General features: G+C 64.1%; 13 protein-coding genes, 1 tRNA gene and 6 pseudogenes. 11 read left to right on the forward strand and 9 right to left on the reverse strand.

From position 1 onward, the window contains the following. Window positions 1-54: 54 nt before the first annotated feature. The 4 genes and pseudogenes from NW75_RS09705 to NW75_RS09720 all read right to left on the reverse strand — a co-directional run bounded on the left by NW75_RS09705 (window position 55) and on the right by NW75_RS09720 (window position 5,541). Window positions 55-666 (reverse strand): ATP-binding cassette domain-containing protein, encoded by a 612-nt coding sequence (locus NW75_RS09705; RefSeq protein ID WP_033964989.1) that lies wholly within the window; start codon window positions 664-666, stop codon window positions 55-57. Next, a complete protein-coding gene (gene modB / locus NW75_RS09710; RefSeq protein WP_033964990.1) occupies window positions 656-1,345 on the reverse strand; it encodes a molybdate ABC transporter permease subunit in 690 nt (229 codons plus the stop codon). Before modB ends, NW75_RS09705 begins: the two co-directional genes overlap by 11 nt. Continuing rightward, window positions 1,345-2,102, reverse strand: a pseudogene (gene modA / locus NW75_RS09715) (molybdate ABC transporter substrate-binding protein). Before modA ends, modB begins: the two are co-directional and overlap by 1 nt. 59 nt (window positions 2,103-2,161) lie before the next feature. Further along, a pseudogene (locus NW75_RS09720) lies at window positions 2,162-5,541 on the reverse strand (glycosyltransferase). A gap of 187 nt (window positions 5,542-5,728) precedes the next feature. Between NW75_RS09720 and NW75_RS09725 the strand changes: the two are divergent. From NW75_RS09725 to NW75_RS23725, 6 genes and pseudogenes are all read left to right on the forward strand, one after another. Continuing rightward, entirely contained in the window at window positions 5,729-7,024 is a 1,296-nt protein-coding gene (locus tag NW75_RS09725) for an FAD-dependent oxidoreductase (RefSeq protein WP_033964991.1), read from the forward strand. A gap of 90 nt (window positions 7,025-7,114) precedes the next feature. Further along, window positions 7,115-7,191 (forward strand) — tRNA-Pro (locus NW75_RS09730). Between the two features lie 296 nt (window positions 7,192-7,487). Beyond that, complete coding sequence (locus NW75_RS25110; RefSeq protein ID WP_052192347.1) at window positions 7,488-8,453, forward strand: hypothetical protein; 966 nt, start codon at window positions 7,488-7,490, stop codon at window positions 8,451-8,453. Window positions 8,454-8,535: 82 nt separating this feature from the next. Beyond that, window positions 8,536-10,851 carry an autotransporter outer membrane beta-barrel domain-containing protein gene (locus NW75_RS09735; protein ID WP_052192348.1) on the forward strand — a complete coding sequence of 772 codons (2,316 nt, stop codon included), beginning with the start codon at window positions 8,536-8,538 and terminating at the stop codon, window positions 10,849-10,851. Window positions 10,852-10,953: 102 nt separating this feature from the next. Beyond that, window positions 10,954-11,525 (forward strand): annotated as a pseudogene (pnuC, locus tag NW75_RS09740) (nicotinamide riboside transporter PnuC). Further along, window positions 11,522-12,026, forward strand: a pseudogene (locus tag NW75_RS23725) (AAA family ATPase); the annotation flags it as partial. The pseudogenes pnuC and NW75_RS23725, both read left to right, overlap by 4 nt. Before the next feature lie 30 nt (window positions 12,027-12,056). Here NW75_RS23725 and NW75_RS09745 read toward each other — a convergent pair. Together NW75_RS09745 and NW75_RS09750 are read right to left on the reverse strand one after the other, a co-directional pair. Further along, window positions 12,057-12,596, reverse strand: coding sequence for a redoxin domain-containing protein (locus NW75_RS09745; RefSeq protein WP_033964992.1), 540 nt, complete (start codon window positions 12,594-12,596; stop codon window positions 12,057-12,059). 64 nt (window positions 12,597-12,660) lie between these two features. Beyond that, entirely contained in the window at window positions 12,661-13,629 is a 969-nt protein-coding gene (locus NW75_RS09750; RefSeq protein ID WP_033964995.1) for a CsgG/HfaB family protein, read from the reverse strand. Between the two features lie 110 nt (window positions 13,630-13,739). Here NW75_RS09750 and lepA point away from each other — a divergent pair. From lepA to NW75_RS09765, 4 genes and pseudogenes are all read left to right on the forward strand, one after another. Further along, window positions 13,740-15,591 (forward strand): annotated as a pseudogene (gene lepA, locus NW75_RS09755) (translation elongation factor 4). 234 nt (window positions 15,592-15,825) lie between these two features. After that, entirely contained in the window at window positions 15,826-16,710 is an 885-nt protein-coding gene (locus tag NW75_RS09760; protein ID WP_231565087.1) for a DNA cytosine methyltransferase, read from the forward strand. Beyond that, a complete protein-coding gene (locus NW75_RS26245) occupies window positions 16,710-16,922 on the forward strand; it encodes a DNA cytosine methyltransferase (protein WP_231565088.1) in 213 nt (70 codons plus the stop codon). The genes NW75_RS09760 and NW75_RS26245 overlap by 1 nt, the downstream gene beginning before the upstream one ends. Beyond that, window positions 16,868-17,749 (forward strand): hypothetical protein, encoded by an 882-nt coding sequence (locus tag NW75_RS09765; RefSeq protein WP_137902513.1) that lies wholly within the window; start codon window positions 16,868-16,870, stop codon window positions 17,747-17,749. Before NW75_RS26245 ends, NW75_RS09765 begins: the two co-directional genes overlap by 55 nt. Before the next feature lie 35 nt (window positions 17,750-17,784). Here NW75_RS09765 and NW75_RS22880 read toward each other — a convergent pair whose 3' ends face one another. Together NW75_RS22880 and NW75_RS09775 are read right to left on the reverse strand one after the other, a co-directional pair. Then, window positions 17,785-18,777, reverse strand: a complete 993-nt coding sequence (locus tag NW75_RS22880; protein WP_052192349.1) for a hypothetical protein — start codon at window positions 18,775-18,777, stop codon at window positions 17,785-17,787. A gap of 64 nt (window positions 18,778-18,841) precedes the next feature. Beyond that, the gene (locus tag NW75_RS09775; RefSeq protein WP_443024455.1) at window positions 18,842-20,359 is read right to left on the reverse strand and encodes a putative bifunctional diguanylate cyclase/phosphodiesterase; all 1,518 of its coding nucleotides are present in this window, start codon (window positions 20,357-20,359) and stop codon (window positions 18,842-18,844) included. Here NW75_RS09775 and NW75_RS26250 point away from each other — a divergent pair. Then, window positions 20,333-20,575 carry a hypothetical protein gene (locus NW75_RS26250; protein WP_231565089.1) on the forward strand — a complete coding sequence of 81 codons (243 nt, stop codon included), beginning with the start codon at window positions 20,333-20,335 and terminating at the stop codon, window positions 20,573-20,575. The genes NW75_RS09775 and NW75_RS26250 overlap by 27 nt on opposite strands. Before the next feature lie 10 nt (window positions 20,576-20,585). Here the strand turns inward: NW75_RS26250 and NW75_RS26255 are convergent. Next, window positions 20,586-20,720: pseudogene (locus tag NW75_RS26255) on the reverse strand (Smr/MutS family protein); the annotation flags it as partial.

The following is a 20,720-nucleotide window of genomic DNA, read 5'->3' on the forward strand; positions in this document are numbered from 1 at the left end:
GGCTGTTTTTGGGGTGCGGGCACGACGGCTATGTCCTCTATACCAGGCCGTCGTTCAGCCCATCCGCACCACCCGCGTGCCCAGCCGCTCGGCCTCTTCCGGGTCGTGCGTCACCATCAGGATCGGCAGGCGCAGCACGTCGCGCATATGTTCGATCGCTTGCATCACCTCCTCGCGGCGCGGTCGGTCGAGCGAGGACAAGGGCTCGTCGAGCAGCAGGAAGCGCGGGTCGCTGAGCAGCACCCGCCCGATCGCGACCCGCCGCGCCTCGCCGCCCGACAGCGTGCGCGGCCAGCGGTCGAGCAAGCCGCCGATGCCGAGGAAATCCAGCCGATCGCCTATCTCCGCCCCACGCGGCGCGCCGTAGAGCAAGTTCCCGCGCACGCGCAGATGCGGGAACAGCCGTGGTTCCTGAAAGACATAGCCCGCGCGGCGGCGCTCGGGCAGCACGTCCACGCCGTCCCCGAACAGCGTCTCGCCGCCCACCCGCACATGCCCGGCATCGGGGCGCAGCAGCCCCGCCACCATGTTGAGCACGCTGGTCTTGCCCACGCCCGACCGGCCAAACAGGATCGTCGCGCCCGGCCCCGCGCTGGGCCCCGGTTCCAGCGTCAGCGCGATCTCGGTCGTACCGATCCGCTTGGTCAGTGCGACATCAAAGGACATGGTGCCCCGACCCCATCCGCCGCGCCAGCACTTCCGACGCGACCAAAGCCGCCAGTGACAGCGCGACCGATATCCACGATAGCCGCCACGCCATCGCCTCACCGCCCGGCTGCTGCAGCGCGCTGTAGATCGCCAGCGGCAAAGTCCGCGTCTGCCCGGGCACGTTGGAGACGAAGGTGATCGTCGCGCCAAACTCGCCGATCGAGCGTGCAAAGCCCAGCACTGCGCCCGCAAGGATGCCGGGCACACTCAGCGGCAGCGTGATCGTCCAGAATACACGCGCCCTCCCGGCCCCCAGCGTGCGCGCGGCGCTCTCCAACCGCTGATCGACCGCCTCGATCGACAGCCGCATCGCGCGCACCGTCAGCGGCAGCGCCATCACCGCCGCCGCAATCGCCGCCCCGGTCCAGCGGAACAGCACCGACACCCCGAACAGCGCCTCGAGCGGTGCGCCGATCACCCCGCGCGGGGCAAAGGCCAGCAACAGCACCCAGCCCGTCACCACCGGCGGCACCACCAGCGGCAAATGCACCGCTGCATCAAGCAGCACCTTGCCCGGAAAGCGCACCCGCGCCAGTATCCAGGCCAGCGTAAAGGCCACCGGCAGCGTCGCCGCCATCGCCACCGCGCCGACCTGCAACGACAGCAGGACGATGCCCCATTCCTCTGAGGTGAGCATTACCGCGCGCTGAAGCCGAAGCGCGCGAAGATCGCCCGGCCGCTGCGCGACAGCAGAAAGCGGCGGAACCCCTCCGCCTCGCGGTTCGTCGAGCTTTTCAGGCGCGCCAGCGGATAGGTGATCGGCGGATAACTGCGCGGCGGGAACACGCCTGCGATCCGGACGGCGGACGAGGCACGCGCATCGGTCGCGTAAACAATGCCGAGCGGTGCCGCCCCACGCTCGACCAGCGCCAGCGCGGCGCGTACGCTGTCCCCGGAGACGACATGCGGTTGCACCTGCGCCCACACGCCAAGCGCGGTGAGCGCGGCCTTGCCGTAGCGCCCGGCCGGCACGCTGTCGGGGTCCGCCATCGCCAGCGGCCCTGCCGCCAGCAGCCGCGCGAGCGCTGCCGGGGCCAGCGGCACCTTCACCGGGTTGCCCACGGCCGCGACGATCACCAGCCGATTGCCGAGAAAGGGCGCGCGGGTGCCCTGCACCAGCAGCCCCTTGGCTGCGACATCATCCATCCATGCCTGGTCCGCCGAAACGAACAGGTCGGCAGGTGCGCCAGCCGTGATCTGGCGCGCGAGCGCGAGGAGGCGGCGAAGGACAGCACGGGTTCGGCATGGCCCTGCGCCGCCCAGGCGTGCCCCGCTGCAGTCATTGCCTCCTGCAGGCTGGCTGCGGCCAGCACCAACGGTCCTTGCGACTGAGGTCTCGCCACCGCGGGGGCAATCCCGGTCAGAAATAGCAACAGGAGCAGGAGGCGTTTCATGGCCCGTCCATACGATAGCTATATCGACGCGCATATAGCAAAACCCTCCCGCCCGCGCGCTACCCCGCCTGCACGCGCCCGGTGCGCACCAATTTGCCCCAGCCGACGCGCGGGCCGCGCAAGGCCTGCGCAATGGCCTTGATCACGACGTAATACATGATCTGGCGATAGCCGATGCGCTGCGGGATCAGCAGCCACAGCAACCGCCAATTCTCCCGCCGCTCCAGCGCGAACGCCACGGTCGCCGCGAGCAGATCGATCGCAGTGAACACCAGCCAGTAGATCAGCATCTTCTCGACATCGTGCTGGGTCTGCGCCCAGCCATGCGCCTGCACGGCCAGATACGTCGTCACGAAGCTGACGATCAGCGCCAGATCGATGATCGGCGAAATCGCGGCGAACACGATCTGGAACAGGATCGCCTGCGGCAAGCCGACCCGGGCAAGCCCGCGCGGCTTGCCCGTCGCGATGATGATGCCGTGCTTCCACAGGCATTGCAGCGTGCCGAACGCCCAGCGGAAGCGTTGCTTGGCCAGCCCCTTCACCGTCTCGGGCGATTCGGTCCAGGCGATGGCATATTGGTCATAGGTCACCTTCCAGCCCGCCCGCTGGATCGCGATGGTGAGATCCTGATCCTCAGCCAGCGTGTCATCGGGATAGCCGCCGACCTGCTGGATCGCGGCAAGCCGCCATGCACCGACCGCGCCTGGCACCACCGTCATCGCATCAAGCCGCGCCAGCGCCCGACGCTCGAGATTCTGCGCAGTGATATATTCGACCGCCTGGAATTTGGTCAGCAGGTTCACGCGGTTGCCAACCTTGGCATTGCCCGCCACCGCGCCGATCTTTGGGTCGGCGAACCAGCGCGCGAGCCGGGCGATCGTGGTTGGCTCGAACTGGGTATCGGCGTCGAGCGCGATTACGATCTCGCCCGTTGCCAGCGCGAGGGCGTGGTTGAGCGCCCGCGCCTTCCCGCCATTTTCGAGCGTTAACAGCTTCACGCGCGGGTCTTGCGCAAACGCCGACGCGACGACCTCGCTGGTCTCATCGCTCGATCCATCATCGATCACGATGACTTCGACGCGCACATCGGTCGAGGCGAGCACACCGCGCACCGCGCGCTCGATCACCAATTCCTCGTTGAACGCAGGGATCATCACGGTAACGAAACGCGTCGGGTCGATCTCGGGGAAGATCGTCCGGCTCTCGCGTCGGGCCTGAATCAGCGCCAGCGCCGAGAGGATCACCGCGCGCGCGATACCGATCGTAATGGCAAGAAAGAAGATCCACCCTAGCCCGATGACGATCGCGCCGAGCGCGCTGAAGATGAACAGATCGGTCGCCGCGGCTGCTTGATCACTCGCGGACAGCTTCGGCATCACCACATCGCGCGGGATGCCGGCCAACGTCGACACGGGCACGAAGGTGTACCCCCTGGCGCGCAACTGATCGATGATCTGCGGCAGCGCCTCAACCGTCTGAGAACGATCTCCACCGGCGTCGTGGAGCAGCACGATGTTGCGGCTGCACTGCGGCTCGGGATTGGTGGGGTCGCACTTGGCCGTGGGGTCGGTTACCTGCGCCACCGTCGAATCGATGATATTCTGGACGCCCGGGCGCTTCCAATCACCCGGATCGACGTGCAGCCCGACCGAGATATACCCCCGATCCTGCGCCTGCAGCGCCGGATCGATTTCGTCGGCGGTGGTTGGCTCGGCGTCGCCAAAATACGGTGCGCGGAACAGGCGGAGCGAATGCCCGGTAAACGCCTGGAACAGGCGCTGCGTGGTGTTGAGCTGAAAGGTCGTCTCGGCAAGCGAGGCACCCGCCAGATTGGGATGCGTATAGGTGTGGCTGCCGATTTCATGGCCTTCGCGGACCATGCGTTCGAGCAACGGCCGCTGGGTTAGCGCGTTTTCGCCGACGATGAAGAAGGTACCGGGTACCTTCTTTTCTTTCAGGATGTCGAGCACCTTGGGGGTCCAGGTCGGGTCGGGCCCGTCGTCGAAGGTCAGCGCGACAAGCCCCGGCTTATACCCGGTGCGCGCGACGATGTAGGGCGAGGGTAAGGTTTCGAACACGACATTCGTGATCGCGCCGTCCTTGTTGGTCTGGACGCGCCGCACGCCCTGCACGGGCACACCTGCGATCTTCAGGATCTCACCGCTGCCATCAATGTCGACGTCGGTCCCGGCGGGGATTTTCTCGATGACGGACGCAGGGGGCAAGGTTCGGTGCGAGCGGCCGAAGATCGACCAGAGTCCGGGATCCTCCGATCCCAAGCGCCAGACCGCGACCCCGTCCAGCCCCGATCGCGCCAGAAAGCGCAACTGGTTGTAGGCCGAGGCCGCATCCAGCATCCACACCTCGTGACGACTGCCGTTTTCCTGATAGGCAAAGCCGGTATTGCCGCTGGCCCTGTCGAACACGGGCATTGCGCTCGATTCCCGCGCGGTTTCCCACGCTTCGTCGATCGCGAGCGGCTCCCCGGTATGATCGTGCCAGTTATAGGCATAGCTGCCGATCGCGACGACGACCTTGCTGCGCGGCAGGCCATGCGCCGCTCTTGCGACAGACTGTTCAAACCACGCTTGCGACGCAATTGGCCCTGCTGCGCCGCCGACTTCATGCTCGTCATAGGCCATCAGGAAGATACGATCGACCACGGGGGCGAATGCCTGCATATTCCAGCCATTCTGCCCATCGCTTCGCCGATCGGCACAGCGATCGCGATCACCCAGCTGTGCTTGATAAAACGCGCCCGCGCCTCGGCCAGGAACGTGCGAAAGTCGGCCTGCCCCCTGGGCGTAAGCTCTTCGAAATCGAAAAACGCGCCGCCCGCATGGTTGGCCGCCAGCCAGGGTTCGAGCTTGTCCAGCAACGCCTTGCGTTGCGCCGGTGCCCGCAACAACGCCTCCATGCCGCGCGGATCCCAATTGCCGTTCACCGCATTCTGGATCATCGGCAAGATCAGGGGGCGATGTGGCGACCGGTTGATGATCTCCCGCCCCGCAACATCCCGAAACACAGTGACCTTATGATCCGCGCCAGTGACCGAAACCCAGCCCGGAATCAGCCAGTCAAGCTCAGCGATATTGCGACGGAGGGATGCCGCCGAGGACTCGTCCCAAGGCGCATGAAACGCGATCGCCAATGGCTGATCGACCCCAACCCCGCGCGGACGCGCGCCGAGCAGCCGGGCATAGTCGTTCAAATCATGCCGCGCGCGCTTCAGCAGCGGCTCATGCGGCGGCGGCAGCTTGGTCAACGCGGCGTGCTCGGCCTCGACCGGCAACAAGGGCGCGCGCGGCACAGCCCCGATAGAAACCCCGAGCGCGGCAATCGCCACCACGATCAACAGCACAAACGCCGTCACCGCCACCGCGAAACGCCGCCGACGGCGCCCCGAGGCATCGTAGAAAACGGGGGCACTGCTCATGGAATTCCTGTCCTCGGGTAAAATCGTCATGATCGCATCGGCCCCTTCGCATGGCCTAAACGCGACGCCAACATGACATTCATGTCATTCGTAACTCTATCGTTATCTTCGGTCCAAAGGCTAGAGTGCCGGCGCACCTTGCCGTCAGCGAACCCCACGCTAGGATATCCCCCATAGGAGAGCCCCAATGCGCCACATTGCGATCATCGGCTCAGGCCCTGCGGGTTATTATAGCGCGGAAGGCTGTCAAAAGACGTTCGGCGATGCTGCACGCGTCGATATCATCGATCGTTTGCCGGTACCCTATGGTTTGATCCGCAGCGGCGTTGCCCCCGACCATCAATCGATCAAAGGCGTGGCCCGACGCTATGAAACGGTCGCGTTGAGCGACACGGTGCGGTTTGTCGGCAACGTCACGGTGGGAAGCGACGTCTCCATTGGCGAATTGCTCGATCGTTACGATGCCGTCATCCTCGCCACCGGGGCACCGGCGGATAAGCCGCTCGGCGTACCGGGCGACGGCCTGCCCGGCGTCATCGGATCGGCCGCCTTTGTCGGCTGGTACAACGGCCATCCCGACTTTGCCGACCTCGATCCGCCGCTCACCCGCGGCGATGCGGTGGTCATCGGGGCCGGCAATGTCGCGCTCGACGTTGCTCGCATTCTCGCAAAAGCCGAGGACGAGTTTGCCGGATCGGACATCGCCGCCCACGCGCTTGGACGATTGCGCGAGACAGAATTGGCCACGATCACCGTGCTCTCGAGGCGCGGACCGCAGCAGATCGCGATGACCCCGAAGGAGCTCGGCGAGCTTGCCCATCTTTCGCGGGCGCTCCCTGTTGTGGATCCCTCCGACCTTCCCTCGCCCGAAAGCGACGCGGCGCTGGACCCGGGCCTGCGGAAATCGATCGCTCACCTGAGGGCTTTTGCCGAGCGGAAGGACGACAAGCCGGTCCACATCGTCTTCGATTTTTTCGCCCGTCCACTTCGTATCGAGGGCACCGGTGTCGCGGAACGGGTTATCGTCGCCCGCACCATGATCGATGATCTTGGGAACGTGCGCGACACCGGCGACACCTATGCGGTCCCCGCTGGCCTGGTCGTCAGCTGTATCGGCTATCGCACGCCGCCGATCGCCGGGGTGCCATATGACGAGAAGCTCGGGCGCTTCGCCAATGTCGAGGGACGGATCGCGCCGGGGCTTTACGCGGTCGGATGGGCCCGTCGCGGTCCAACTGGCACGATCGGCACCAACCGCCCCGACGGTTTCGCCATCGCAGAGCTCATCGCTGCGGACATTCCGGCCGACAGTGGCAAGCGCGGGCGCATCGATCTTGATGAATTGCTCGCACAGCGCGGTGTCGAGATCGTGACCTTCCGCGATTGGCAAAAGATCGAGGCGGCGGAGGTCGCGCGCGCGCGTCAGGGTGCCCCCCGTGAGAAATTCGCGACGATCGACGAGATGCTCGCCGTGCTCCTTTGAGCCGCGGCAGACGCGCGATCCGCCTGCGTGGCATTTTTTTGACTTGCTACCGCCGCGCCCTGCGGCTACGCGCTGCGCCCTGCAATGTGTCGGGGCGTGGCGCAGTCTGGTAGCGCACTGGTCTCGGGGTCCAGGGGTCGTAGGTTCGAATCCTATCGCCCCGACCATTGCTGGAACGAAGCGGGCACTTGCCGTTGAAGGCTGCCCTGGCGTCCCCCCATATTCCCCGATGTCATGATGATCCGCCGCCGGCTGAAAATTGCCGTCCAGGCAGGTACAATCGATCGTGGCGTGCCCCATAAACTCGATCAATGTTGCATTAGCGCAACACGCTGTAATTATCTTGAAATATTACAAAATGCGCCCGTTACGGGCCTTCCACGCCTTGAGCTTTTGATAACGGGTATTTAGCCTCCCTCCCAATACGGCGCGGCAGGGGCAGCGCCAAACGGGGGAGTCTATCATGGTCGAGCTTGGTAAACGTGCGCCTGCTGCGCGAGCAGTCCTTCTCGCGTCCGCCGCAACTTGGTCGCTTGTCGCCGCTGGCGCGACGCAGGCCGCTACGCTCAACGACACACCGGTGGGTGTCGGCCCTGCGAGCTACGTTCTTGAACCGCAGACCAATATCGCGGTGCCGCCCGTTTCGGATCCCAGCATTGTCATCGCGCCGCCCGGCACATCGGTGACCGACCGCGACCCGACCAACGTCACCGGCATCGGGCAGATGATCATCGATCAGAAGAACGGCTTTATCGGCCTGTGCACCGGCACGCTGATCAACCCGCGCACCGTCATTTTCGCGGCGCACTGCGTCAATGAGAGCCCGACGGGCACGGCTATGAACCCCTGGGGTTACGGCACCGGTACTGGCCAGTTGCCGATCGCGTTCGGCTTTCAGACGAACAACAATCTCGCGGGCAATTCGGCTTTCGGGCACTGGCTCAATGGCACCGCGGGCGGTGCCAAGTATCTGACCTCGATCACGGACTATCTCTATAACGTCAATCAGGTGCAATATAACGCGCACTCGCTTGATCTGGGGCTGGCAAACAACTTCCTGCAGGCAGACGTCGCCGTCGCTTCGCTCGATACGCCCGCAGCGAATGTGCCGACCTGGGCGCTGCTATTCTCTGCACTGCCCGCCCCCACCTCGATCAGCGACACGACCGGCACCGGCTATCACGTGGCCATCGCCGGCTATGGCAATACCGGGACCGCGACCAGCGGCGCTTCGGTCGGCGTCGACTATCGGCGGCGCTTGGCAGAGAATTATTTGGGCTTGCTCGGGTCGCTCGACGATATCGATATCGGCCTGTTCGGCATCGCGCCACCGGGGTCGCCCCCAGAATCTCTATCAGATCGACTTCGACAGCAGCGGAGCACCGAACAGCCGCACCAACGGTTTCGACTTCAATATCTTCAAGGATAACGCCCTGTCTGGAGAAGGGATTACCGGACCCGGCGATTCGGGCGGTCCGCTGATCCTCGACCGCACTTATGCCAAGCAACTGGTGATCGCAGTGCTCTCGGGCGGGACGCGCTATTTCAGTGCGCAGCCGTCCGGCAGCTACGGCACCAGCGCCTTCTACCAGCCGCTTTATCTGTATTGGGACTATATCGCGGCCGCCAATCCCTATCGCTACGTCAGCACGCTTGCGGGCGACGGCAATTGGACCGACCCAACGCATTGGGTGACCAACCTCGACCCCGCCTATAACGTCATCGTCAACGGCGCGCTGGTCAACGGCGTGCCCACCACGGCAGGTCAGGGCACCACCGGTACATCGGGCAAATTCGGCCAGATCTGCGATCAGGAACCCAATTTCGCCTATGACGTCTGCTATGACGTGAAGACCGGCGTCTATTATGACCACGGCGTCGCGGTCACCAACCCAGTTCCCGGCACCACCGCCAGCTCGACCGCCCTCCCCGCCGCGACGCTCGCCAATGGCTTGCCCGGGGCAACCAACTTCGTGCCGAACAATATCAATCCCGACTCGGTGAATCAGATCAACGCACGCTATTTCGACGTGACGTTGGCCGCGGCCGGCACCACCACGCTCGGATCGGCCGTGACGATCGACCGCCTAACGCTCAATGGCACTGCCGCCAAACTGACCGTCAACAGCGGCGCTTCGTTGACCAGCCTGATCAACATCAATCAATTGCAGGGTCTCGTCACCAATAACGGCACGGTCACCTCGGTTGGCGACTATCTGTTGCTGACCGGCGGTATCACCGGTGCGGGGCGCTTCAACGCGCCGTTCTTCACCAGCGTGAGCGGCATGATCATGCCCGGCACGGCCGGTACCATTGGCACCATCACCTTCGGCGGCAATTTGATCCTGTCCTCGGGAACGGTGCAGTTCATCGACCTTGGACCGGCAAATACCTCCGATAAACTCGCGGTCACAGGTGCTGCGAGCGTTGGCGGCATCGTTGGCTTCGCGCCCGTCGCGGGCCACACGATTCGCTATGGCGATGTCTATACGATCCTGACCGCGCAAGGCGGCGTGACCGGCACCTATGCGGCCCCGACCGCGCTCAGCGCGATCCTCACCCCGCGCTTCATCTATTCCGCCAATGCGGTGCAGGTGGCGATCGACGCTGGATTGTATGCAAACGTCGTTGGCAGTTCGCCGGTGCAGCGCGCTTATGCGCAATTGCTCGACCAGAACCGCAGCATCTACAACACCTATGCCGGTGTTTATGGCCCGCTCGATCTGCAGAACGCGGCCACGATCCAAGGTACGCTCGACAGCCTTGCCCCGCGCGAGCAGACGCTGAAGCGCGCGCTCGGCACGCTCGCGGTGGACAATATGCAGCGGTTCACCGCCACCCGCTTGGCCAATCTCGATCATGGCGACCTTGACGGGACGCTCGCGATCATCGGCAATCCGCTCGTCTTCGCGGCGAGCCGCGCGTCGGGAGATGTCGTCGCCAGTGGCGCTGCCCTCGCTGCAAACGATACGGCGCTGCGCCCGGGCAAGCTGCCCGAAACCGTCAACGGTTACATCGCGGCAGGCTATCTCAACGGCAACAGCCGCCCAATGCCCACCGCCGTTCCGCTCGGCGCGCGCGACACCTTTGACGGGTTCTACGTCGTCGGCGGCATCGAAGGCGAACTCGACAGCCGTACCGCCGTCGGCATGTCCTTCTCCTACACCAACGCGAGCGGCTCCACGACCGGCGGCCAATATGCCCGGGCGGACCTGTTCCAGACCAGCGCCTATGGCAAAATCGCGCTTGCAGGGCCGCTCACGTTCGATGTTCAGGCGAGCCTGGGCTTCCTCGATACGGCAACGCGCCGCAGCGTTTCCCTGGTCGGAACGCCCTTCACGCTGCGTGGGCACGAAAGCTCGCTGACCTATTCGACGCAGCTCGGGCTGGGATATGACATAAGCGTCGGGGGCGGCCTGAAGATCACGCCGCGCGCCGCACTGCGCGCAGGGCAGATCGACTGGGCGGGTACGAATGAGACCGGCGGGGGCACCGCGCTGCGGATCGCGCCGCTACCCTCGAACAGCGTTCAGGCATTGGGCGGTGTCAACCTGAGCGGCGGCAAGATCCTCAAGCCCTATCTGTCCGCTTATTATGTGCATGCGTTCCGCGACCAGCCGAGCGCCTTCGGTGCGAATTTCGTCGGCGGCGTTGGCCCCAACGCATCCTTCGCACTGGCTGCGCAAGACAAAGACTGGGGCGAGATCGGCGGCGGCCTGTCCTACGCGACCAAGGACGTCACGCTGTCCATCGGGGCGGATACGACAGCCGGTCGGACCGACATCTCCAACCAAAGCTACCGCGCGACGGTCAAGATCGCCTTCTGAGCGGGATATCGCGTTAAGCCAGCGGGCCGTTCGGGTGACCGGGCGGCCCTTTGCGCATCCATGCTCGACGCGTGGCATCTCCCACTGCTACCGCTCCGCGCCATGACCGCTCTCGAAATTGTCGCGTTCCTGCTCGGACTGGCCAATGTCACGCTGGTCGTTTTTGCGCAGCATCTGGAACTATGTCTTCGGCCTCGCGATGGTCACTCTCTACGCGGTCATCTTTCTCCATACACGACTCTACAGCGATGCTTTGCTGCAGGTGTTTTTTCTTCGTCGTGCAAATCTATGGCTGGTGGAACTGGTCCCGCGCCCGCGCGGCTGCGGGTGAAGTGACGGTCGGGCTTTTGACGAACCGCGCTCGATTGACCTGGACGATCGGGTGTCTGGCCGCAGCGGCGCTGTGGGGATATGCAATGCACCGCTTCACCGACGCCTCCTTCCCCTGGGCCGATGCGACGCTTGCTGCGATGAGCGTCGCCGCGCAGATTTTGCAATCGCGCCGTGTGGTCGAAAGCTGGTGGCTGTGGATCGCAGTCGATATCGGCTCGGTCGGCCTCTATGCCGCCAAGGGATTGTGGCTGACGATGCTGCTCTACGCGATCTTCCTGGCACTGGCGATCTGGGGTCTGTTCGACTGGCAGCGGGTCGCGCGACGGACCGCCCCCGCATGACCGTGATTTGCCTGCACGGGCCCGAAAGCACGGGCAAATCGACGCTGATCGAACAGCTTGCCGCGCATTATGCGACGGTGTTCGTCCCCGAATATGGCCGCACCTTCGCCGAACAGCACGGCACCGATTTCACCATGGCCGATCTGGTCGAGATTGCCCAAACGCACGATGCGATGACACAGGCCGCGCGCGCTACCGGTGCTGACCCTTTATTCCTCGATACAGATCCGCTGATGACGGCGGTGTGGGCCGACATGCTGTTCGCACCCGCGACCCGTGGTTCGACGCGTGGCACAACACCGCGACCTGTACCTGCTGCTCGACATCGACTTACCGTGGATCGACGATGGTACGCGCCTGTTCGGCAGTACGGCGGAGCGGCAGCGCTTCTTCGACCTGTCACGTGCCGAGCTGGAGCGGCGCGGCCTGGCCTATGTGCTTGTGGGCGGGCGCGGCCCCGACCGTCTCGCGGCGGCGCTCGCTGCGCTCGCCTCGGTCGGGGGCACCCCGCCACTCCCAATCCCGCCTCGCTCAGCCCTTCTTCGCTTTGAGCGCCTTCACTGCCGCCAAGGTCCCGGTGATGTGCCCCTCGGGCTTCATCTCGGACAGCACGTAAGCGATCTTGCCGTTGGTGCCGATCACATAGGAGGTGCGGTTGGTCCAGCCGGCCTTTTGCGGCAGCGCGACGTCATAGCCCGAGATCGTTGCAGGCGTGGCGAGCCCGACCGGGAATTTGTCGCGGCATTCGACCGATGAGAATTCCTTGATTCGCTCGGCATTACCCGCCGTCAGGCCGATCAGCGTGGCACCCTGCTTCTCGAAATCGGCCGCCGCCTCGGCAAAGGCATGCGCCTCCGCGGTGCAGCCCGAGGTGAAGGCGGCGGGGAAGAAATACAGCACCACCGGCCCCTTCTTGAGCGCGGTCGCCAGCGTAAAGCTATGCGTCTTGCCGCCAAGCGCGGCTTCGGTGGTGAAATTCGGTGCGGTATCGCCAACCTTCAGCGCGGCCATGGCAGGGGTAGCAAAGCCAAGCGCGAGGCTGGCGGCGACAAACGGGATGGCAAACTTCATGGCGACGTCTCCTAAAACGATCCCTCACCCTAGCCCGCCGCCCCGGCCGCCGCCAGCCCGCCCGTTAGCGCGACGGCGCGAGCTTGGTGTTGAGCACCCAGCCGACATTGTCATTCTCGTCGGCGACTTCCCACCACAGGCCATTCTTGTTGCCGGTCGGGTAGACGATCGCACCGGCGGGCAAGGTGCGCAGCACACGGCCGGTCGCGCTGGCCGCCGAGCGCAAGGCCAGCGGGCCTTGCGCGGTGAAGGTCTTGGCAGGCGCGGCTTCGGCCGTGCCGGTGTCACCCGGCGTCACGTAGCCGAGATCGTTGACCAGCTTCGCATAGGCCTGGATGAACGCCAGCGTTACGATCCGGCCGATATCGGTATTGTCATAGCCGCCGCCGATCACCCCGCCGCCTGCGACGCCGCCGAATACGCCGCCACCGCCGCCGAAGCTGAGGCTGTTCTTGGCGGCATAGCCGTCCTCGGTCGCCAGCGTTTCGGTGGTGCGCACATTGGTGATCGACAGCACGACATTGGCTTCCATCTTCCGGCTGCGCACGCCGCCGACGATTCCGCCGATCGGTCCGCCGATCAGACCGCCGAGCCCGGCTGCGACACCACTGCCGCTAGCGTTGCTATTGGCACCCTGCACTTCGGCCTGGAGGACATAGTCGGCGGCCTTGATCTGGCCCTGGCCGACATTGGAACCGCGCTGCAGCCCGAGATCGCCGCCGATATCGCGCTCGCGCTGTGCTGCCTGCAAGCCGCTGCCGCGATCGACGATGTTGAAGCAGCCCGAACGCTGTACCAGCACCTTGAGCAGCTTCTGCGGCGGCGCGAGGTTGTATTGCGTCCAGCCGCGCGAATCGTCGCCGTCGACGATCGAGATCGTGCCATGCTTGCGCGCGCAATGCGGCACGTCGTTCATCGTCGCTTCTTGCAGCTTCTGGGTGCCCGAGGGCTTGGCCAGTCGCTGCGCGGCGACCTGCATCGGCATGCTCCCGATGATCGCTGCCATCGCCATCCCGGTCACGATTTTCGACATACCCTGCCCCCGCTTAGAGTCGTTACGCTGGCTCGATATCCGATTTGCGTCAGGCGGCATAGAGATGACCGCGATGATGACGGGCTTTGTGCAGGCGTGCAGGCGATGCTATGGCCCCCTCTTCTGTTTCCAGCACACAACCGGGCGAATTCGTGACCCCTCTTCAGACCATCCGCAATTTCAGCATCATCGCCCATATCGATCATGGCAAGTCGACGCTTGCCGATCGCCTGATTCAGGCGACCGGCGGCCTCAGCGACCGCGAAATGTCCGAACAAGTCCTTGATAATATGGACATTGAGAAGGAACGTGGGATCACCATCAAGGCGCAGACCGTGCGCCTGCGCTACACCGCCAAGGACGGCATCGAATACGTCCTCAACCTGATGGACACGCCGGGCCATGTCGACTTCGCCTATGAAGTGAGCCGCAGCCTCGCCGCGTGCGAAGGCGCGCTGCTGGTGGTCGATGCCGCGCAAGGCGTCGAGGCGCAGACGCTCGCCAACGTCTATCAGTCGATCGAGCATGATCATGAGATCGTGCCCGTCATCAACAAGATCGATCTCCCCGCCGCCGACCCCGACAAGGTCAAGGCCGAGATCGAGGAAGTGATCGGCCTCGACGCGAGCCAGGCGGTGCTGACCAGCGCCAAGGCCGGGATCGGCATCGCCGAAGTCCTCGAAGCGATCGTCACCCGCATCCCGCCGCCCAAGGGCGATGCCGATGCGCCGCTCAAAGCCATGCTGGTCGATAGCTGGTACGACCCCTATCTCGGCGTCGTCATCCTGGTGCGCGTGATGGCGGGCGTGCTGAAAAAAGGCCAGCAGATCAAGTTCATGCAGGCGGGCACGCTCCATCTGGTCGACCGCGTCGGCTGCTTCCGCCCCAAGATCGAGCAACTGACCGATCTCGGCCCCGGCGAAATCGGCTTCATCACCGCACAGATCAAGGAAGTCGCGCAGACCCGCGTCGGCGACACCATCACCGACGCCAAGCGCCCCGCCGCCGAGGCACTGCCGGGTTTCAAGGAAGTCCAGCCGGTGGTGTTCTGCGGCCTGTTCCCGGTCGACGCGAACGATTTCGAGAAACTGCGCGAAAGCATCAGCAAGCTGCGCCTCAACGACGCGAGCTTCTCGTTCGAGATGGAAACCAGCGCCGCGCTCGGCTTCGGCTTCCGCTGCGGCTTCCTCGGGCTCCTCCACCTCGAAATCATCCAGGAGCGCCTCACGCGCGAGTACGACCTCGACCTCATCACCACCGCACCGTCGGTGGTGTACGAACTCGAGCTGACGCATGGCGGCGGCACGATCGAGCTGCACAACCCCGCCGACATGCCCGATCCCAACAAAATCGAAAGCATTTCCGAGCCGTGGATCCAGGCGGTGATCTATGTCCCCGACGAATATCTCGGCAGCGTGCTGAAACTCTGCCAGGACCGTCGCGGCATCCAGAAGGACCTGACCTATGTCGGCGGCCGCGCACAGGCGACCTATGAGCTGCCGCTCAACGAAGTCGTGTTCGATTTCTACGACCGGCTGAAGTCGCTCTCCAAGGGCTATGCCAGCTTCGATTACACCCAGATCGGCAAGCGCGAGGGCGACCTCGTCAAGATGAGCATCCTCGTCAACGAAGAGCCGGTCGACGCGCTGTCGATGATCGTCCACCGCGGCACCGCCGAGGTGCGCGGGCGCGGCATGGTCGAGCGCTTGAAGGACCTGATCCCGCGCCATTTGTTCAAGATCCCGATCCAGGCCGCGATCGGCGGCAAGGTGATCGCGCGCGAGACGATCAGCGCGATGCGCAAGGACGTGACCGCGAAATGCTATGGCGGCGACGCCAGCCGCAAGCGCAAGCTGCTCGACAAGCAAAAGAAGGGCAAGCTCAAGATGCGCGAATATGGGAGCGTGAGCATCCCGCAGGAGGCGTTTTATTGCGGCGCTGCGGATGGGGGATGAGGGGTAGCGTTGGCTGGGAGGTCGCGCATTTTAGCCCAATCGAATTAGCCCAATCGAAAAATCGATCCGTTTTGGCATTATTTTCGGTAGAACATAGGCCGAACATGTGCCAAAAATTGGCCATGCAAGGCCGGTTAGAAATTGGCGCGGCAAAGGAATTTGGATTTGCTGACGCTGGAGCAGAATGCGATCGATATCGCGCCAGGTTGGATAGGATCGATCAGGAAAGGGGTTTGGGCTCGTGCACAGCGTTGAACTGTTCACCGGTTGCGGGGGCTTGGGATTCGGCCTTGCCCAAGCGGGCTTTTGCCACAAGCTCATGGTTGAATGGAACCGTGATGCCGTCGAAACTGTCCTTCACAATCGGTCGAAGGGCGTTGAACACGTCAAGCATTGGCCGATTGTTCGCAAAGACGTGCGGGAGATTGATTGGCGGAGTTATGCAGGGGCCGATCTGGTCGCGGGCGGCCCGCCATGCCAGCCCTTTAGCATCGGCGGGAAACATCGTGGCGACGACGATCACCGTGACATGTGGCCGCAGGCAATTCGCGCAGTTCGCGAAATCCGCCCTAGCAGCTTTCTGTTTGAAAACGTGCGTGGCATCGCGCGACCGAAGTTTGCGAGCTATCTGAACTCTATCGTGCAACGGCTGACCAAGCCGACCACCGACCTTCATTACCAGGTTCGGGTCGTCCAGTTGAATGCGGCCGACTATGGCGCAGCGCAAAAGCGGCACCGCGTTGTGATCGCCGGTTTCCGTTCGGATGTAGTCAATGGCGAGATTCCGGTGCTTGACCCAAGTCATTCGCGCGACCGACTGCTATGGGATCAGTTTGTAACGGGCGAGTATTGGAAGCAGCATAAGATAAAACGATCCCTCGATTCCTACGAAGCGATCGATGCCGGGGCGGTACACCGTTTACGGAAAAACGGTATAGAGCCGAACGCCAAACGCTGGGTCACGGTGCGGGATAAGCTGACGGGCTTGGGCGAACCCAACGGTATGAACAATCACGTATTTCAACCCGGCGCCAAGATTTATAAGGGGCATACGGGCAGCTTGCTCGACCAACCTGCCAAGCACTTAAAGCCGGAGACCACGGGGTGCCCGGCGGGGAAAACATGATGGTACTTCCAGATGGGGGAGTACGGTATTTCAGCACGCGGGAGGCGGCTCGTCTTCAAGGCCTGCCGGATGACTACGAATTCCCGCGCAGTTGGAGTGAAAGCATGCGACAACTCGGTAATGCCGTTCCATGCGAGCTTGCAGAGGCTGTGGGTCGTTGGACAGCGCACATCTTGACGAAGACCCGCTCGAAGCTGCCAATGGCGGCGTGACCGAATCGCAAACCGCAGCTGCAACGATAATCGACCCCGAACACAAGGGCTATGTCGAGTACGAAATCGACATAGAGAAGGTGTTACGCACAGAGCTTCCAGAAGTCATCGCGGCGATCGATCTGGCACCCCTCACTGCGGCTGCGGTTAATAGCATACCCGAGGGTGCCAAAGGTGCGTATGTCTTGTTCGTCGACGGCTATCCCGTTTATGCGGGCAAGACGGACACGCGTCACGGCTTTCGCGATCGACTGAACCGACATGCCTTTACGATCCAAAATCGGCGCAATCTCGACCCTTCGAAAATCGCGTTTAAGGCCATCCGGATTCTCGTCTTTTCGAACTTCGACGTCGAGGCAATTCTCATCGATGCTATGCGAAAAGCCGACGGCAAAGCGCTCGCTTGGAATGACAGCGGTTTTGGTTCGAATGACCCCGGACACAATCGAGAAGGTCAGCAACCCGCCGATTTCGATATTTCTTACCCAATCAACATCGACCGTCCGCTTCATCTGGTCCGGCCGGGTCGCTATTTGCCGCTCCTGCTACTAATCGCTCTGAAGCAGCATTTGCCTTATGATCTGCGCTACGAGACAGATCTGAAGCCCGGAACTGATGACAAGTATATCAGCTACCGAAAGGGGCATATCGATCAGCGAAATGCTGAGATCATTGAGGTCACCGACGACGACACGACCCGAACGCTCCTCATCAAAATCATGAAAGCGCTTCCCGTAGGGTGGCGCACCACCGTTTTCCCGGGACGCGTGATCCTCTACAAAGAAGATCGGCGCTATCGCTATGAAATGGAGAGTTTCACGGCCTGAGTCCCCTCGGCCGGCATGGCGGACCGAGACGAATGCTACCCCTCCCGCGCACACCAAGCCCGCCAGCCATCCTCGGTCGCGGCGGCTTCCCATTGCGCCTGGGCGGCGGCCATTTGGGTGCAGGCTTCCTTTCGGGCTGTCCTGCGCGCGTCGAGCGTCGCGCCGCTGGCAATGGCGCTCGACAGGCCGCGCCGCGTCATCGGCGCGGGACGCAGCATGGCGTCCTGCGCCCACACCGCCTCGCGCGCCTGTTTGAGCAAGGCGCGCCGCGCCGCGAAGGAATCCTCGGTGCCTGCCGCCGGGTCGGGATCATCGAGATGCAGGAACATGTCGTTCCAGAACGCGACGATCGCGTCGGGCCGGTCGATCACGCAGAAGATGAACTCGATTTCGGTCAACTGGCGCAGAGCGAAATCGGCACCGACGATGTCGCCGCGCAAGCGCGCCTGGCGCTCGGCTTTAACCTTATTGGTATAGTGCCGCATGAAATCGTCATGGCGCTCGGCACCGGCGCGCGCGCGGTCCGCCTCGGACATGGAGGCCGGGTTGCGCGCCTTGCACACCGGGCAATTCTCGGCGGCCTCGCGCTCGATCGTCGCGCGGTTGCGCGTGCCAGGGGCGAGGCCGGGCCCGCCATAGCGATCGGTCAGATGGTGGCGCAGGATGAACATCGTCAGCCGGTCATTATACCAGCGGCGTTCGCCGACCTGCTCGCCCTTGTGGAAGACCGGGACGGGCACGCCCTCGATCGCGCGTTCGATCGCGACATCGACCAGGCGCTGCACCCCGTGATCGAGCGCGGCGAGCCACGCGGCGCGGAAGCCGTCTGCCCCCGGTTGTCGGCGGAGGTAATAGGCCCCCTCCGCGCTCATGTTGATGCGCCGGGCGGCGGCGGTGACCGATCCGGTTTCGGCGAGCGCGGCAATGAAGCCGTGCTGCCGCTCGGGCGTCCAGCCGTCATAGCGATATTTGCGGGGAACGGGCTCGAACGCGAGCACCGGGCGAGCGGTGGGGACGAGGTTCTGCATGTCCGCGTATTTAACCGATATGGTTATTGTAGGACAGCGTGCGGTCGTTGCGCGGGTGCGCGGTTCAGCCGACCGCCGCCCAGCGCACTTCGCCCTTGCTCCAGGCGAGAAAGGCGGCTTCGTTCATCGGTTGGGCGATGGCATAGCCCTGGATCACGTCGCAGCCGATGATACGCAGGATATCGGCCTGCGCCTGCGTCTCGACCCCCTCGCCGACCGCCTGGCAGCCAAGGCCGTGGATCAGCCCGATCACCGCCTGTGCGATGATGCGTGCATCGGCGTCCGCGGCGATATGTTCGATCAGGCTGCGGTCGAGCTTGATCCGGTCGAGCGGGAGCGCGCGCAGGCGCGGCAGGCTGGAATAGCCGGTGCCGAAATCGTCGATCGCGATGGTCGCGCCATCGGCGCGCAGCAGCGCGATCGCCTCGAGCACTTCGTCGCTGCAGTGCATCGCGAGTGTCTCGGTGATTTCGAGTTCGAGCAGCCGCGCGGGTGCATCGACGCGGTGCATCGCGGCACGCAGGCGGCGGAAGAAGCTGGCATGGTCGAGCTGACGCGGCGACACGTTGACGGCGAGGCGGTGTTCGATCCCCATCCGGCTCCAGCGCGCGATCGTCTCGGCGACGCTGTGCACGACCCAGTCGCCGATCTCGACGATCAGCCCGGTTTCCTCGGCGCGCGGTAGGAAGGTGCCGGGCAGGCGCAACCCCTCCTGCGGGTGCCGCCAGCGCAACAGCGCCTCCGCCGCGACGATCTGCCCCGATCCGACGCGGAGCTGCGGTTGAAAGACGAGCGCGAACTCATCGCGGTCGATCGCGTCGCGCAGCGCGCTTTCGAGCCCGGCGCGTTCGCTGATCTGCGCGGCCAGCTCGGCCGAGAAGTGCTCGGCGCGGCCGCGGCCGCTGCTTTTTGCGTGATACATCGCGGCATCGGCGGCGCGCATCAGGTCGGTCAGCGTTTCGCCATGGTCGGGGCGCAGCGCAATGCCGATCGACGCGCCGATCGCGATATCGGTGCCCGCCAGATCGAACGGCTCGGCCAGCGCGAACAGGACCGCACGCCCGATCCGGGCCGCGTCCGCCGAATCGACCTGCGCGAAGAACATCGTGAACTCGTCGCCCGCCAGCCGGCCGATCAGCGGGGCCGGCCCGGCCTCGGGCAGCGTGACGCTGTCGGCGACCGCGCGCAGGCGGTTGGCAACCATCCCCAGCAGCATGTCGCCACAGGCATGGCCCATCGTATCGTTGACCGCCTTGAAGCGGTCCAGATCGATGAAGAACAGCGCGCCGCCCGCGCCCGTCGGCATCGTCGACAACAGCCGCTCGCACGCCCGGCGAAAGTTGGTGCGATTGGCAAGCCCGGTCACGGGATCGAACATCGCCAGCCGCTGGACGCTATCGAGATTGGCGTTCAACTGCGCGAACAAGCCATGCATCGCGGTAGCGAGCTGGGGCACGTTCGTCGCGATTTCGGGGGGGATCTGGTCGCTGAGATCGCCCTGCGCCGCCTGCGCCAGACGCGCGATCGCAGCGTCGATCGCCGACGCGTCCCGGCAATGCTGCGCTCGGTCGACGCCCAGCACATCACCGCACAAACGATCGCCGGGATCAGCGCACGCGAGATGTTGCTGATTTCGACGCCGCCCGACGATGTCGCGGCGAGCGCAAGGATAAAAGCGACCGCCCCGGAGCACATCGCGAACACGATTGCGCGGCTTTTGAGCGTAACGCCTTCCATCGCGATATCGTTGGCTCCTGGCAGCGTGGTGCGAAACGCACCGGCTTGTCCAAGACGATGACAGCCAAAGGTTAAGACTTTCGCGAACTCCGCGCGCGTTTCAGCACGATGTAGAGCGCACCGCTCCCACCGTGGCGCGGATGTGCCGCGCGGACCGCCGCAATCGCGTCGGCGTGGCGCGACCCCGGCCAGCCAGTCGCCGGTCG

The organism is Sphingomonas sp. Ant H11, from assembly GCF_000797515.1.
Taxonomy (GTDB): Bacteria; Pseudomonadota; Alphaproteobacteria; order Sphingomonadales; family Sphingomonadaceae; genus Sphingomonas.